This window comes from Candidatus Njordibacter sp. Uisw_039, from assembly GCF_047730075.1.
Lineage (GTDB): Bacteria > Pseudomonadota > Gammaproteobacteria > Pseudomonadales > Balneatricaceae > Njordibacter.
Genome location: NZ_CP159831.1, coordinates 2322047 through 2337125, shown reverse-complemented (window position 1 = coordinate 2337125; position 15079 = coordinate 2322047). Strand labels below are relative to the sequence as shown.

Sequence of the window (15079 nt, the reverse complement as noted above, 5' to 3'; positions counted from 1 at the left end):
CGACATAATAGAGATTTCTTTGATACTGCACTATCGTGCTGCTAAATGGTGCTAGAGCAATGGTTTTGCTGGGTCTATCAAACTAGGCCGGCCTGGTAATTCAAGTTTGGTATGGCTGGCTGGTGTTTGAGCGATCAACTTAGCTTGACGAAAGACCATCAAGCGTGTGGCTTTTAATCGAATGGCTTCAATTGGGTCTGTGGCTTGCAACAGAACCATATTAGCCTGCCCACCTTCAACAATACCATAACCTTGTAAACCCATAATGGCCGCAGAATTATAACTAACTGCATCAAAACACCACGCCATGTCTGCCCGGCTTGATAGCTGCCCTACATGTAATCCCATGCTTGCTACATCGAGCATGTCTGCCCGGCCCATGGAGTACCACGGATCCATCATACAGTCAGAACCAAAACCAACATTAACACCCGCCGCTTTAAGTTCAGGCACTCGAGTTTGACCACGGCGTTTCGGATAGCTGTCGTGGCGACCTTGTAACATGATGTTGATAAGTGGATTGGGGATAGCGTGTAATTCGGCTTCTGCTAGCAGCGGCAGCAGTTTGGAAACATAATAGTTGTCCATGGAATGCATGGAAGTAAGGTGAGATCCTGCAACTCGCCCTTGCAACCCCAGACGTAGAGTTTCACTAGCCAAGGTTTCTACATGGCGGCTGTGGGGGTCGTCTGACTCATCACAATGCATATCTACCCGCAGTCCACGGTTGGCGGCCAGCTCACATAGAATCTTGATGGATGATGTGCCATCTTGCGTGGTGCGTTCGAAATGTGGGATACCACCGATCACGTCCACACCCATATCCAATGCCCGAATCAGGTTTGCATGGGCGTTTGGGTCACGTAATAAACCATCTTGTGGAAAAGCGACTAACTGCAGGTCCAAATAAGGTGCCACTAGACGACGCACTTCAAGCATGGCTGTGACACTTTTCAATTCGTCATCACACACGTCAACGTGGCTGCGAATGGCACCGATGCCCATTGCTACTGCGAGGTCACAATAGTGTATGGCACGTTTGATAATATCATCTACACTTTGTTTTGGCTTCAGCTCTCCCCACAATGCAATACCTTCAAGCAATGTGCCAGAAATATTCATACGAGGTTGTCCTAGGGACAAAGTGGAGTCCATATGAAAGTGAGGGTCAACAAACGGTGGGCTTAACAGTTGGCCCTGGGCATCAATGGTCACGCTGGCCGATTCTTCAATGTTGGGCCTAACCGCAAGTATAGTGCCGTTGGAACAAGCCACGTCAATATTACGGCGGCCATCTTGCAAACAAGCATTTTTAATTAGAAGATCAAAATTCATCAGCGTTGTCCTTTGAACCATGGGGTGAGCAGAGCGCGGGGATATTCTGCCCGACGAGCTACTATCACCAGGGCAATAATTGATAGTATGTAGGGCGCCATTAAGAACACTTGAGAGGGTACAAAGGCACCCACCTCAGTTTGTAAGCGTACTTGAAAAGCGTCAAAAGCCCCAAATAATAAAGCCCCCAGTAGGGCTTTTCCTGGCCGCCAACTGGCAAAGATAACAAGGGCTATACAGATCCAGCCACGTCCATTAACCATACCAAAGAAAAAGGCGTCAAAAGCTGACATGGTGAGGAAGGCCCCGCCTAAAGCCATACATGCAGAACCAGCAACAATAGCGCCCATGCGCAGACCGTATACTGATAAGCCTTGAGCATCAACTGCGTCAGGGTTGTCCCCTACAGCCCGGAGGGCTTGGCCCAAAGGTGTACGGTTATATACCCACCACACTAAAACTACCAGAAAAAGTGCCAACCAAGTCATCGCTGTTTGTTTAAATAACACCGTTCCAAGAAAAGGGATATCTGACAGTATCGGAATATCAAGTGGTTGGAATGGCTCGATACGTGGTGGTGTGCTCACTTGTGGCAATGCGGTGCGATAGGTAAAGTAACTCACAGAAGTGGCAAACATAGTAATGCCTAATCCGGAAACGTGTTGCGATAGCCCTAATGGCACGGTCAAAATGGCGTGTATAAGGCCAAAAAAAGCCCCTGTCAAAGCCGCAAAGAATAACCCACCCCAAAGGTCTGCACCCAACCACACGGCCATCCATCCAGCCATAGCACCAGCAGCAAAAATGCCTTCAATACCTAAGTTTAAAACACCTGACTTTTCACAAATGAGGGCGCCTAAAACACCAAAAATTAATGGCGTAGCAATACGCAACGCAGCAGCCCAGAAATTTTCACTGAGCAAAATGTCTAATATTTCCATTATGCTGCTCCAGTGTCTGTGGTGGATACTTTTTTATTTGCAGGGGTTATTTTGATAGTGAAGCGGGCAATAAAGCCGCCGATCAATACACAGATTAACGCCATAGACACAACCAGATCTGCTAAGTAGCTAGACACGCCCATGGCACGGCTCATAGTGTCTGCTCCCACAAATACGGAAGCGATAAATAGCGCAGCAAGCACCACTCCTAGAGGTGACAATCCAGCAAGCATTGCCACCACAATACCGGTATACCCATATCCAGGTGATAAATCAGTGGTTAGGTAGCCACGTAAGCCTGCTACTTCACTAACACCCGCTAACCCCGCTAGTGCACCTGAAATAAGGGCTGCACTCATTAAGGTACGTTTCACACCAATACCTGCGTGCAAAGCCGCTGCCGCATTTTCGCCAACGGCTCTAAGCTTTAGCCCCCAAACACTTTTGGACAGCATGATATGGGCTATTACGGCAGCCGTAAGAGCAATCACTAAGCCATAATGCAGGCGCATACGCGGCAGTATTTGGGGCAAAATGGCATTATCTACTACCGGGCTTGATTGTGGCCATCCCATACCCATAGGGTCTTTAAGTGGACCTTCCAGCATCATTTGGATAAATATCAAGATGATAAAATTAAGTAATAGCGTTGTTACCACCTCATCTGCACCAAAGCGTGTTTTTAGATAAGCAGGGCCAGCCATACCAAGTGCACCAGCCATTGCTCCGGCAATCAAAATCATTGGAATTAATAATAGTGGGGGCCCGGTGATCCAACCTGTGCCTACAGCTACAGCAGCCATGGCACCCAGATATAACTGGCCCTCGGCACCAATGTTCCACAGCTTGGCACGAAACGCTAAAGTAGCGGCTAAACCCGTAAATATAAGTGGGGTTGCGCGGGTAAGCATTTCTGTAAATGCGAACACTGAGCCAAAGATACCTTTAGCCATTTCTTGATAAGCTTCACCAATGTTGGCTCCTGCCCAACTTAGGGGTATTGCAGCAAGTAACAAGGCAAGCATCGCTGACGCTATTGGGATACCAACGGTTAAGCGACGTGAGGGTGCTTCACGAGGTTCGATACGAATCATGAAACTTCTCCTGCCATAATTAATCCTATTTGAGCGCGGTCACGGCCAGGCGCCACATGTAGCTCACCATTGTGCATGATGATAATGCGGTCTGCCAAAGCCAATAGCTCGTCCAGATCTTCTGAAATCAGCAAAACAGCAGCACCTCGTTGACGTGCTTGTAACAGTCGCTTGCCCACTTCACTAGCAGCGCCCACATCCAGACCACGGGTGGGTTGATTAGCCAAAATCAATCTTGGAGATGCTTCAAAAACTCTAGCTAGTATGAGTTTTTGGATATTTCCACCTGATAACAGTCGTGTCTCAGCCTCAATGCCTGGTCCCCGTATATCGTATTTCTGACTTAGGTGTTGGGCATTAAGTTTGAGCTTTTGATGACGCAAAAAACCATTTTTTTGAATATCGCTGCTGTCGAGACTCTCGATAGCTAAGTTTTCAGCTACGCTCATAGCACCTATAATGCCATCATGATGACGATCTTCAGGTATTCTGCCTACCCCAGCTTTTAGCAAACTAGCGGGGGTATATTTTTGCACTGGTTGGTTATCAATTTCAAGCCGGCCTGAAGTTGGACTCGTTAAACCAGATATTACCTGTGCAAGAGTAGACTGGCCATTACCCGAGATGCCTGCAAGACCAACAATTTCACTTGCATACACGGTTAAATTAATCTGTTCTAGGCTGCTGCGGGCACTAATACCCGTCACAGAGAGGTCAATTAACTCAAGCACTGGTGCGCCAACAGAAAGAGTCTCTCGTGGGGATGTCGGTGTATCAGCACCCACCATCAAACGAGATATTATTTTCTCATCAGCATCTTTGGTTGCAATTTCACCTACCTTCTTTCCGTGCCTCAACACCGCTATGCGATGGGAAAAAGCCAGAACTTCACGTAATTTATGAGATATAAATATCACTGACAAACCATCTTTAGCCATCACATCTATATTGGCAAATAGTGTGTCCGCTTCTTGGGGGGTTAACACAGCGGTGGGTTCATCTAATACCAATATACGTGCATCACGATAAAGCGCTTTTAGAATTTCTACCCGCTGGCGCTCACCCACTGAGAGCTTGCCTACAATGGTATCAAGGGGGGCATTTAACCCTGTGCGCTGCATGATGTCTTTAACTTTGTCGCGGGCGGTATCCATTGAGCGACGCCACGCAAATAAATTTTCAGAGCCTAGTAAAATGTTGTCTATAGCGGATAAATTCTCGGCAAGGGTAAAGTGCTGATGAACCATGCCAATGCCCGCATTCAGCGCTGCTTGAGGGTGGCCTAAGCTCAAAGGCGCTAGGTTACCCTCGGCGTCGGCCACTTGAATACTGCCAGAATCAGGCATGTAGTGGCCAAAAAGCATATTCATTAATGTGGTTTTCCCAGCACCATTTTCACCTAACAACGACAGAATTTCTCCACGTTTTAAGTCGATGGTTACCGACTCATTTGCCACTACTGTGCCAAATCGCTTGCTCAATTTATTTAGAGAAAGCACCGTGTCATTGATCATATGGGACATCCACTAGAAGGAAGAGGGGATAAAAAATCCCGTTAGGTGAACTGAGTCACCCAACAGGATTTTGATACACAAAACAGATCAGTATCAATTATCTGATACAGGAGTCTCGTCATTGATGGTAACAACAAAGCTGCCATCACGGATGGCTGCTTCTTTAGCCTTGATAGCAGCAACTACATCGGCAGGTACCAAGGTTTCGTCAATGGTAAGCGAGCCGCCGTTATGCGCCATATAGCTGTATTGGCCATAGTCGTCAGCAACGTACGAGCCATCTGCCACAGCACTGATTGCTGTATCAACTGTGGCTTCCATATGCCAAATGGCTGAAGCCAATATGGTGCCAGGATAGTCGCTGGCAGTGTCAATAACGTTGCCTATGGCTTTTTTACCACGCTCAACGGCCGCATCAGCCACACCAAAGCGTTCGGCATACATAACGTCAGCACCGGCATCTATCATCGCAAAAGCACTTTCTTTAGCCTTTGGGGGGTCGTACCAGCTATCAAGAAAGTTGACTAGGAAAGTGACGTCAGAATTTACTTCACGGGCACCTGCCATAAAGGCATGCATTAACCGGTTAACTTCAGGAATGGCGTAACCACCCACCATGCCAATTATATTTGACTCACTAACGGCACCTGCAGCCATGCCTGATAAATAGGCAGGTTCATGGATGAAGTTATCGAATATAGAGAAGTTTGGCGCTTGTGGTGCAAAAGAAGAACCCATTAAATAAGCTGTTTTGGGATAGTCAGCAGCTACTTTACGTGCCGCGCGCTCAAGACCAAAAACTTCACCTACAATAAGGTCTACCCCTTGCTCAGAATACTCTCGCATAACGCGTTCGTAGTCTGTATTGGAGACGTTTTCAGAATATACATACTCAATCTCACCACGTTTTTCAGCAGCGCTTAGTGCAATATGGATGCGACTAATCCACTGTTGCTCAACCGGCAGGGTGAAAATGCCAGCTACTTTAATAGTGCCAGCAACGGCCATGGCCGGTGTTAATATCAAACCAAAAGCAACTGCAGCTATAAGCATGCGTGCTTTCGCCATCATATACATTAACTTCATAATACAACCCTCACATTTAAATTTTATTTTTATTGCATCTTCACTAAAGCATAAACTGACCAATCGGTCAACTTTTAGGAACAGCTGCAGGAATGTTTTCTTCACTAATAAGATTTTTTCATTACCCAGCGGTGCGACTATTCTGCCTTTCTAGGTGGTGAATAACGTCTTCAATTTGTTCTCCCTGCAGTCTTACGTGATCTCTCATTAGTTGGTAGGCGGTGTCACTTTCTGAGTTTGATATTGCCTTGAGTACGGCATCATGCTCCTTAACCGATTGTGCCATATATCCTGGTAAACTGGACACGTAGTGCCGGTACGGGAAGGTGATTGTGCGGGCTGTGTTCAGTTGACTCTGCAACATTGCATTGTGCGAACCCTCAATAACCAAGTTATGAAAAACCATATTCATGGCATTGAATGTTTCTGTATCTTTTACTACTGAAGCTTTTTGACAATGTGCATTTGCATCAAATGCTTTAACAATTTGTTCATGCCGCATCCGCTTTGCTGCTTGTCTGGCAGCGAGTCCTTCAAGTTCTGCAACGACAAGGAACGCGTCAAGTAATTCAGAAATGCTCAAATGAGCAACGAGCGCCCCGCGCCTTCCATTGTCAGTGACCAGGCCGGTTTCAACAAGCTGTCTGATTGCTTCACGCACAGGTGTTCGTGAAACGCCAAATTCTTCGGCAAGTAACCTTTCAGGGAGGCGATCTCCCGGTTTCAATTCACGCTTTATAATCCGTGCTTCAACCGCGGTTGCAATGATTTTTGCCTTACGTTTCTCAGTGCTGCTCATTGTGTAGCGTCACCCATACCTTTGCCCATCCTTAAACCAGTCATCGTAGCCATCTTGAGTCCTGATTACGATAGATTTTTTTGTCATATAGGCCCGCAAAGCATCCCAACCGTTTTCTTTACCGAACCCACTATCCTTAACTCCACCCCAGACGGATCTGGGGTCGTTGCGATGATGATCATTCAGCCAGATAACGCCACCTCTAATTTTTTTTGACAATCTATGTGCCCGCCCGATATCTCGGGACCAAATCGAAACACCAAGGCCAAAATCACCCGCATTAGCGCAGGTAATTGCTTCGTCATCGTTGCTGACACGAGTGAGTGAGATAACCGGCCCAAAGACTTCTTCGAGAAACAGAGTGTGGTTTATTTTAACATCGGCAAATACAGTGGGGCGTATATAAAAACCATTAGCCAACTCACTATCAAGGTCCAGAAGGTCTAGTCCAGCAATCTGCCGTGCACCTTCGGCTTTCGCTGTTTCGATAAACTGTTTGCATCGGTCAAGGGATTTTTGACAGATAACTGGACCCATTTGTGTGTTTTCGTCCATCGGGTCACCAAGTCGTATTTGATCCGCCCTTTGAGCCAGTCTTTGTGCAAATTCGTCGTAGATAGACTCGTGCACAATAATGCGAGATCCAGCAACACAGGTCTGACCAGACGCAACGAACGCAGAAAATAAGACGCCTGCAACTGCCGCGTCAATATCTGCATCTTCACACACAACAACGGGGGTTTTGCCTCCCAGTTCCATCGTTGTTCTAATTAACCTCTCACCTGCAACGCTTGCAACCTTGCGGCCAGTTGAAGTGCCCCCGGTGAGATCAATAAAGTGGATATCATCTGCTACACAAAGTGCCTCACCCGTTGTGGCGTCGCCAGTGATCACATTGACCACGCCATCTGGTAATCCAGCTTGAGTCGCAAGAGCGGCGATGACTAACGGGGACACTGGGGCCAGTTCTGAGGGTTTAATTACGCAGGTATTGCCCGCTGCCAGTGCAGCAGAGAGTTTTTTTACCAAAATAAGAACAGGGTGATTCCACGGTGTGAGAAGAGCCGTTGGCCCCAAGGGTTCGTATTGGGTCAAGGTTACATAATCCCCCTTGATGTAGTTTGCCTCTCCCTCCAGCCCGGGAGCAATGCCTGCGTAATACTCCAGCCATTCTGGTATGCGCGACATTTGCGCATTCATTTCACGTACAGCACGACCGGTGATTCTGGATTCCAGCACGGCTAGTAATGGAATGTTTTGCCTAATGACTTCTGCAAACGCTCGAAGGTATCTGCCTCGGTCCAAGGCATCTAACCCCGCCCAGGCTGGAAATGCAGTACGTGCTGCAGACACGGCAGCTCGAATATCTTCAGCACTGCCATTGGGAACTGTCGTAAACGGTGTCCCCCTCGCAGGATCAAGAACAGTTATTTCGGATCCTGAGGTCGAGGCCTGGAATTGGCCGCCGTAGAACAGACCTTTGTTTGTCCCCGGTATCAGAAATTCTTTTACGATGTTCGACATTGCCTTTCCTTCTGGTTAACAGAGTAGCGGCCACACGGTTTACACTGTTTAGAGAGATTTCATTTAATGTGCCAATTAGCTCATAGTGTATACCAAATAGAATATAACGGGTATAAACAGGCTGTTATAAGTGAAATTTTAAAGTAGTAAGCAGCATTTTAGATAATATGCTAGTGTAATATACCTAATGTGCATTTTTGGTATACCAATCATAAAAAAAGGAAAGCGTGATGTCTACTAATAAAACCATGAGAGCGGCGCTGTTGACCGAATACGGTGCCCCACTTGAAGTAAAAGCTGTTGCACGTCCAAGCCCCAAAGCAGGCGAAATATTGGTCAAGATTGAAGCCAGTGGAGTCTGTTTTACAGACGTGCACATCTTCCGGGGGGATCACGCTTCGCCCAATCCACTACCTTTGATTATGGGTCATGAGGGTGTTGGTCGAGTGGTGGAAGTAGGAGCGCCCAACGGTCGGTTTAACATTGGAGATCGTGTCGGCATTGGCTATGTATATAGTGCCTGTGGTCATTGTAGGGAATGTCACACCGGTGGAGAGAATTATTGCTCCGATTTTGATGCCACAGGCTACTCGGTCAGTGGGTGCTTTGCCGAATATGTATGCCTTCGCCAAGATTGGGCCACTGCTATTCCTGACAATGTACCTGCTATTGAGGCCGCACCCTTAATGTGTGCCGGTTCTGCAGCCTACGCCTCGTTAAAGAAAACTGGCCTAAAAGCTGGTGATACGGTGGCGATATTTGGCCTTGGTGGGTTGGGCCAATATGCAATTCAAATTGCAAAACAATCGGGAATGAACGTCATTGCAGTCGATGTCGACAAGGGTAAATTAGATACGGCTCAAAAACTGGGTGCTGATGAAACGGTTGTCGCCAATAGCAATTCAATTGCATCGATTAAGGCTCTTGGAGGTGCCGATGGTTGTGTGAACTTTGCGCCAGTTGGGGCCACTTGGCCTTTAATGCTCGCCGTTTGTAAACCGCGAGCGAAGATAGTTTTGACAGCTGTTCCGGCAGATCAGCTTGCTTTTTATGCCCACGAACTCATTGAGCGTGGCCTACAAGTTATTGGCAGTTCTGCATCAAACCGGCAGGAAATGAGCGAGCTCTTGCAACTGGCGGCAAATGGAAAAATTAAAGGTGTGATCAGCACTAGATCGCTTGATGATGTCAATATTGCCCTTGCTGACCTGCAAGCAGGCAAAGCTGAAGGGCGCACAGTATTGGACTTCCATTAAATCGGACTACTGAAAGGCTTTATTATGGATTTGAAACTTACAGGAAAAACAGCGCTAATCACTGGTGCTTCAATGGGAATAGGAGAGCATCTGGCGGATGTCTTTGCATTTGAAGGTGTGAATTTACATATTACTGCCCGGAGTGCTGATAAGCTTGAAGAGCTCCAAACCCGAATTCAGGATGCCCATGGCGTTAACGTAACCTGCCATCTTGCCGATCTAACTCTCAGTGGCGCTTGTGAAACGCTATCGGAAAGTGTAGGTCACATCGACATTCTTGTGAATAATGCGGGCGCTATTCCAAGTGGGACTCTTTGGGATGTGGATGAGGCAGCTTGGCGCAAAGGCTGGGATCTGAAAGTCATGGGGTACATTAACTTGTGCAGGTTGTTTTACAAGAAGATGCAGGAGGTTGGCCACGGTGTGATTATCAACAACATCGGCAATGGTGGCGAGGTATATGATCCCAAATACATTGCTGGGACGACGGGTAATGCGAGTCTAATGGCTTTTACCCGTGCTCTTGGTGGGCACAGCTTAGACGACAACATTCGCGTTGTTGGTGTCAATCCTGGTCCAGTAAATACTGATCGCATTTACAATATGCTAAAAAAACGGGCAGCAAACGACTTAGGTGATGCTAGTAAATTTACTGAGCTGGAAGCAAACTACCCACTTGGCCGCCCAGCTCACAAGCACGAAGTGTCAGATCTGATTGTTTTCCTGTCGTCTTTTCGATCTGGTTATACCTCAGGGTCTATCTTTACTGTTGACGGGGGCATAGCGTCACGTCGGTCCATAATTTGATATATTCAAGCCCTAAATATCGTCACGACGTTTTAAAACGCATTGGTATTTTGATTCCGTCGTCAAATACTGTGCTCGAACCCTTGTCGGCGAGCATGTTCTCCAATATTGAATCGACTGTGCATTTCTCCCGGCTGAGGGTCATTGACGTGACCCTTAATCAGGATTCGTATGCTCAGTTCAGTATGGAGAAACAAATCGCTGCAGCAAAGCTACTGTGCGATGCGGGTGTCGACAGTCTTGTCTGGGGTGGTACATCTGCCAGCTGGCTTGGCGCGGAGCATGATGCAAAGTTTTGCGGTTTACTTGAAAGTGCCACTGGCATCCCCTCAGGGAGTTGTACCCTTGAAATGAATCGTCTTTTTAGTGCACACAACGCTAAAACGTTTGGGCTGGTGACTCCGTACACGTCTGATGTTCAGAAACGTATCATTAAAAATTATAGATCCATGGGTTTTACCTGTCTGGCAGAGCAGCATTATGGGGGTACTATCAGCAGCGAATTTGCTACTATTGAGGAGGATGTAATTGCACAAATGGTTCGAGACGTAGCCCAAAAAAAGCCTGATATCATTCTTATTATGTGTACTAATATGCGTGGAGCGAGGGTGTCAGAAGAACTGAGTCATGATGTTGGTATTCCAGTTTTTGACAGCGCAATAGTTACATTGCAGGCCGGTCTGCGCTTGGCAAACGGCCTAGCTTGAGGATCATCATAGTTCGCTGGGAGCTTGTCAAATGTTATGCCTATTAGCCAAAAATAAGTTGACCAATTGGTCTAGTTTTGTTAAAAAGTATTTTAGCATCTCCAACAACTGTAAAATAATAAAGTAATTAGCTTGTAATAATTTATAAGTAATACGAGCTTAGTTGATGCTTATCACTATTCAACTATCCTAATTTTAAAGGGTTAAGTACATGACAATAATAAAATCAGGTTTAATTCAAATGGGTCTTAAGGGTGACACCAGCATGTCACCTGAAAAAATTCGTGACCTAATGTTGGAGGCCCATAGACCTCTAATCGACAAAGCAGGTGAGGCGGGAGTCCAAATACTCTGTTTTCAAGAAGTGTTTACCCAGCCCTATTTTTGCCCCAGCCAGGATAAACGCTGGTATAGCGCCGCTGAACCTATTCCTAATGGGCACACTACGAATTTGATGTGTGAATATGCTAAAAAGTATCAGATGGTTATTATCGTACCAATTTATGAAGAAGCCATGCCTGGGGTTTACTACAACACCGCTGCAGTAATCGATGCCGATGGTACTTACCTTGGTAAGTATCGGAAAACCCATATTCCTCATGTTGGTGGATTTTGGGAAAAATTCTTCTTTAAACCTGGCGCTTCCAACTGGCCAGTGTTTGAAACAGCCTATGGCAAAGTAGGTGTTTATATTTGTTATGACCGACATTTTCCAGAGGGTTGGCGAGCATTAGCCCTCAAAGGGGCAGAAATTATCTATAACCCTTCCGCTACAGTTGCGGGGATGTCCAAATACCTATGGGAACTTGAGCAGCCTGCATCGGCCGCTGCTAATGGTGTTTACATTGCTGCTATTAACCGTGTAGGAACTGAAGCACCATGGAATATTGGTGAGTTTTATGGTTCCAGCTATTTCGTAAATCCGCGTGGACAAATAGAAGCTCAAGCAAGCGCAACAGAAGATGAGCTGTTGATCCATGATATCGATATGGCTATGGTTAGAGAAGTACGCGATGGTTGGCAGTTCTTTCGTGACCGCCGCCCCGAAACCTACACTCCACTGACTGATTTAAATTAATTAGTTATCTGGCTCAAGTCTAATAATAACAAGGAGCTTTTACATTGAATTTAACCAGCGCAAGCACAGCGACAAATACTGTTGTCGAGGTTAAAGACGTTTATTTGGACTTCCCCACAAAAGACGGTGTTGTTAAAGCTTTGTCTAATGTGGATCTAAGCATCAACGCTGGCGAGTTTGTCTCCTTTATTGGACCATCTGGATGTGGCAAAACAACCTTGATGAGGGTGTTAGCTGATTTGGAAACACCCACCAGTGGATCAGTGCTGGTAAATGGTATGTCGCCTACTGAGGCGCGTAAACAAAGAGCTTATGGTTATGTTTTTCAAGCCCCAGCACTTTTACCTTGGCGTACTGTAGAAGACAACGTATTACTGCCTTTAGAAATTATGGGCTATGGCAAGGATCAGCGGCAGCAATTGGCGCAGGAATACTTGCAGCTGGTTAATTTGTCTGGCTTTGAGGCCAAGTACCCTTGGCAGCTTTCTGGAGGCATGCAGCAGCGAGTTTCTATTGCACGTGCGCTTAGTGTGGAGCCTCAGTTGTTGTTTATGGATGAGCCCTTTGGGGCTCTCGATGAGATTACCCGAGACCATCTAAACGACCAGTTACTGCGCTTATGGCAACAAACTAAAAAGACCGTAGTATTTGTGACCCACTCTATACCTGAAGCTGTATTTCTATCCAGTCGTATTGTAGTGATGTCTCCCAGACCTGGGCGTATCATCGACATCATAGATTGTAATTTACCTCCTGATAGAACCTTGGACATTCGAGAGTCTCCTGAATTTTTAGCCATTGCCCAGCGGGTGCGCGCTGGATTAGCGGCAGGGCATAGTTATGACGACTAGCATACGGCGTAAGCCCACCTCCACTATGCCAGTGCTCACGGTGATCTTAGCCATTATCATGATTTGGTATGTAGGCGCTATAAACCTTAATAGCCCACAGATTATCGACCGTTATGAAAAGAAGGGCATAGACTGGAGTTTCAGCCAACTAGCCACGGATAGCTGGAACATGAAGCGTGCTGTGTTGCCGTCGCCTCACCAAATTCTATTGGAATTAAAAACCACCATCATTGACAAAAATGTTACCTCGAAACGAAGCTTGATATACCACGCTGGTATTACCTTGTCGTCTACCCTGCTGGGGTTTGCATTAGGTGCTGGTTTGGGCATTAGTTTAGCTGTTGGCATTGTCTACGTTGAAACCTTGGATAAAAGTCTAATGCCCTGGATTATTACCTCTCAAACCATACCCATACTGGCCCTAGCGCCCATGGTTATTGTGGTTTTTGGGGCTATGGGCATTAGTGGGTTGCTACCCAAGGCGTTGATATCAATGTATTTATGCTTCTTTCCTGTAGCTGTGGGTATGGTAAAAGGCCTGCGTTCACCACAACCTATGCTAGTGGATTTACTCAACACTTACAGTGCCAGTAAATGGCAGGTGTTTTGGCGCTTACGGCTGCCATCTGCAGTGCCATTCTTGTTCGCCAGCCTTAAAGTTGCCATTGCCTTAAGTTTAGTGGGGGCTATAGTGGCCGAATTACCAACGGGTGGACAGGCTGGTTTAGGAGCGCGTTTACTGTCTGGTTCTTATTATGGACAAACTAATCTCATATGGGCGTCACTGATTGCAGCTGCAGTAATGTCTGCCAGTCTGGTCTCTATACTCGGCTTGATTGAACGCAGAGTATGCTACCGACTAGCCGGCGGGCAGGAGATTAGTAATGAACTCTAGTTCGATTTTGCATCGTTTTGGTTCCGCCAGCGTCTTAGCACTGGTGCTCATAGTGTTGGCATTATTGTTACCGTGGGCAACTACTTCCGCTGAAGTGGCAAATGTGAATGCTTGGCAGCAAGCAGATTGGATAACCTTGTCGGTCACAGTAACATTGTGCGCCTTGGCAGGGGTTGTCGTTGTGAATCAATTATTACCCCGGGCCTTATTGGTCACAGCATTAACGCTGTTAGCCCTATGGCAAGTCACAAGTATTGTTAAGCACACTGATCTGGCCGGGCAAACACAGTTAGGCTTCTGGCTATTGGTCATTGCAATAGGCCTTTGTGTATGGGCTAGCATGAAATTTTTAACGGCTATCAGGCTCTTTGATAGCAAGGTGCAAGGCCTGATTAACTTGATGATTCCGGCGCTATTAGGCGCATGGCTCATAAGTTTATGGGAGCTTGCAACAATAGGCTTTGCTATTCCTCATGTGCTGTTGCCTGCTCCTAGTCTAGTAGGAGAAGCTATTGCTTCATCAATACCCACATTGGCTGCAGACTTTAATCAAACAATAATTAAAGCAGTTATTCCCGGCTTTTTATTGGGTAATTTTGTTGGCTTTAGCGTTGCTGTTGTGGCCGATAAAATACCGTTTTTACGACGTGGTTTACTTCCTGTGGGGAACCTGGTTAGTGCTATTCCCATAGTGGGTATCGCACCCATCATGGTGATGTGGTTTGGCTTTGATTGGCAATCTAAAGTGGCGGTTGTGGTCATCATGACCTTTTTCCCCATGCTGGTGAACACTATCGCGGGGCTGGGTCAGTCAGATGCCATGGAAAAAGATTTACTGCGATCTTATGGCGCTACTTATTGGCAAAGCTTCTTTAAGCTGCGGTTACCTAATGCGCTTCCATTTGTTTTTAACGCATTAAAAATAAACTCAACCCTAGCCTTAATTGGCGCCATTGTGGCTGAGTTTTTCGGCACCCCTATTGTTGGTATGGGCTTCCGTATATCTATCGAAGTGGGGCGCATGAATATTGAAATGGTATGGGCAACCATAGCTGTTGCTGCCCTGGCCGGGTCAACATTTTATGGCGTTCTTGCCTTGTTAGAAAGACGGATCACCTTTTGGCACGCCTCTTTTAGGAAGGCCCACCACTAATTAAAAAGTAGTTTTTATCAAGTAGGTCAATGACTAAAT

Annotated in this window: 14 protein-coding genes; 7 read left to right on the top strand and 7 right to left on the bottom strand. The window is 46.5% G+C overall.

The window, feature by feature from the left end; translation table 11 throughout:
• Positions 1-51: 51 nt before the first annotated feature.
• The 7 genes from ABXT70_RS11060 to ABXT70_RS11030 all read right to left on the bottom strand — a co-directional run bounded on the left by ABXT70_RS11060 (position 52) and on the right by ABXT70_RS11030 (position 8293).
• Positions 52-1335, bottom strand: coding sequence for an amidohydrolase family protein (locus ABXT70_RS11060; RefSeq protein ID WP_443640550.1), 1284 nt, complete (start codon positions 1333-1335; stop codon positions 52-54).
• Positions 1335-2276: an ABC transporter permease gene (locus ABXT70_RS11055; RefSeq protein WP_443640549.1), complete on the bottom strand. Its 942-nt coding sequence runs from the start codon at positions 2274-2276 to the stop codon at positions 1335-1337. The genes ABXT70_RS11060 and ABXT70_RS11055 overlap by 1 nt, the downstream gene beginning before the upstream one ends.
• Positions 2276-3370, bottom strand: coding sequence for an ABC transporter permease (locus ABXT70_RS11050; protein ID WP_443640548.1), 1095 nt, complete (start codon positions 3368-3370; stop codon positions 2276-2278). The genes ABXT70_RS11055 and ABXT70_RS11050 overlap by 1 nt, the downstream gene beginning before the upstream one ends.
• Positions 3367-4884: an ABC transporter ATP-binding protein gene (locus ABXT70_RS11045; protein WP_443640547.1), complete on the bottom strand. Its 1518-nt coding sequence runs from the start codon at positions 4882-4884 to the stop codon at positions 3367-3369. The genes ABXT70_RS11050 and ABXT70_RS11045 overlap by 4 nt, the downstream gene beginning before the upstream one ends.
• Before the next feature lie 93 nt (positions 4885-4977).
• Positions 4978-5970: a BMP family protein gene (locus ABXT70_RS11040; protein ID WP_443640546.1), complete on the bottom strand. Its 993-nt coding sequence runs from the start codon at positions 5968-5970 to the stop codon at positions 4978-4980.
• 121 nt (positions 5971-6091) lie between these two features.
• The gene (locus ABXT70_RS11035) at positions 6092-6769 is read right to left on the bottom strand and encodes a GntR family transcriptional regulator (RefSeq protein WP_443640545.1); all 678 of its coding nucleotides are present in this window, start codon (positions 6767-6769) and stop codon (positions 6092-6094) included.
• A gap of 9 nt (positions 6770-6778) precedes the next feature.
• Positions 6779-8293, bottom strand: a complete 1515-nt coding sequence (locus ABXT70_RS11030) for an aldehyde dehydrogenase family protein (protein ID WP_443640544.1) — start codon at positions 8291-8293, stop codon at positions 6779-6781.
• A 230-nt stretch (positions 8294-8523) separates the two neighbouring features.
• On the opposite strand from ABXT70_RS11030, the gene ABXT70_RS11025 reads away from it, so the two are divergent.
• From ABXT70_RS11025 to ABXT70_RS10995, 7 genes are all read left to right on the top strand, one after another.
• Positions 8524-9549 carry an alcohol dehydrogenase catalytic domain-containing protein gene (locus ABXT70_RS11025; RefSeq protein WP_443640543.1) on the top strand — a complete coding sequence of 342 codons (1026 nt, stop codon included), beginning with the start codon at positions 8524-8526 and terminating at the stop codon, positions 9547-9549.
• A gap of 24 nt (positions 9550-9573) precedes the next feature.
• Positions 9574-10356, top strand: coding sequence for an SDR family oxidoreductase (locus tag ABXT70_RS11020; protein WP_443640542.1), 783 nt, complete (start codon positions 9574-9576; stop codon positions 10354-10356).
• Positions 10353-11063 carry a maleate cis-trans isomerase family protein gene (locus ABXT70_RS11015; RefSeq protein ID WP_443640541.1) on the top strand — a complete coding sequence of 237 codons (711 nt, stop codon included), beginning with the start codon at positions 10353-10355 and terminating at the stop codon, positions 11061-11063. Before ABXT70_RS11020 ends, ABXT70_RS11015 begins: the two co-directional genes overlap by 4 nt.
• A gap of 211 nt (positions 11064-11274) precedes the next feature.
• Entirely contained in the window at positions 11275-12141 is an 867-nt protein-coding gene (locus ABXT70_RS11010) for a nitrilase-related carbon-nitrogen hydrolase (protein WP_443640540.1), read from the top strand.
• Between the two features lie 44 nt (positions 12142-12185).
• Positions 12186-12992: an ABC transporter ATP-binding protein gene (locus ABXT70_RS11005; protein WP_443640539.1), complete on the top strand. Its 807-nt coding sequence runs from the start codon at positions 12186-12188 to the stop codon at positions 12990-12992.
• Positions 12982-13887: an ABC transporter permease gene (locus ABXT70_RS11000; RefSeq protein ID WP_443640538.1), complete on the top strand. Its 906-nt coding sequence runs from the start codon at positions 12982-12984 to the stop codon at positions 13885-13887. The genes ABXT70_RS11005 and ABXT70_RS11000 overlap by 11 nt, the downstream gene beginning before the upstream one ends.
• Positions 13877-15040, top strand: a complete 1164-nt coding sequence (locus tag ABXT70_RS10995) for an ABC transporter permease (RefSeq protein ID WP_443640537.1) — start codon at positions 13877-13879, stop codon at positions 15038-15040. The genes ABXT70_RS11000 and ABXT70_RS10995 overlap by 11 nt, the downstream gene beginning before the upstream one ends.
• Positions 15041-15079 lie beyond the last annotated feature (39 nt).

Bases quoted from the DNA above. Each gene is read 5' to 3' on its own strand.
- ABXT70_RS11060 (WP_443640550.1), bottom strand. From the start codon at position 1,335: ATGAATTTTGATCTTCTAATTAAAAATGCTTGTTTGCAAGATGGCCGC.
- ABXT70_RS11055 (WP_443640549.1), bottom strand. From the start codon at position 2,276: ATGGAAATATTAGACATTTTGCTCAGTGAAAATTTCTGGGCTGCTGCG.
- ABXT70_RS11050 (WP_443640548.1), bottom strand. From the start codon at position 3,370: ATGATTCGTATCGAACCTCGTGAAGCACCCTCACGTCGCTTAACCGTT.
- ABXT70_RS11045 (WP_443640547.1), bottom strand. From the start codon at position 4,884: ATGATCAATGACACGGTGCTTTCTCTAAATAAATTGAGCAAGCGATTT.
- ABXT70_RS11040 (WP_443640546.1), bottom strand. From the start codon at position 5,970: ATGAAGTTAATGTATATGATGGCGAAAGCACGCATGCTTATAGCTGCA.
- ABXT70_RS11035 (WP_443640545.1), bottom strand. From the start codon at position 6,769: ATGAGCAGCACTGAGAAACGTAAGGCAAAAATCATTGCAACCGCGGTT.
- ABXT70_RS11030 (WP_443640544.1), bottom strand. From the start codon at position 8,293: ATGTCGAACATCGTAAAAGAATTTCTGATACCGGGGACAAACAAAGGT.
- ABXT70_RS11025 (WP_443640543.1), top strand. From the start codon at position 8,524: ATGTCTACTAATAAAACCATGAGAGCGGCGCTGTTGACCGAATACGGT.
- ABXT70_RS11020 (WP_443640542.1), top strand. From the start codon at position 9,574: ATGGATTTGAAACTTACAGGAAAAACAGCGCTAATCACTGGTGCTTCA.
- ABXT70_RS11010 (WP_443640540.1), top strand. From the start codon at position 11,275: ATGACAATAATAAAATCAGGTTTAATTCAAATGGGTCTTAAGGGTGAC.
- ABXT70_RS11000 (WP_443640538.1), top strand. From the start codon at position 12,982: ATGACGACTAGCATACGGCGTAAGCCCACCTCCACTATGCCAGTGCTC.
- ABXT70_RS10995 (WP_443640537.1), top strand. From the start codon at position 13,877: ATGAACTCTAGTTCGATTTTGCATCGTTTTGGTTCCGCCAGCGTCTTA.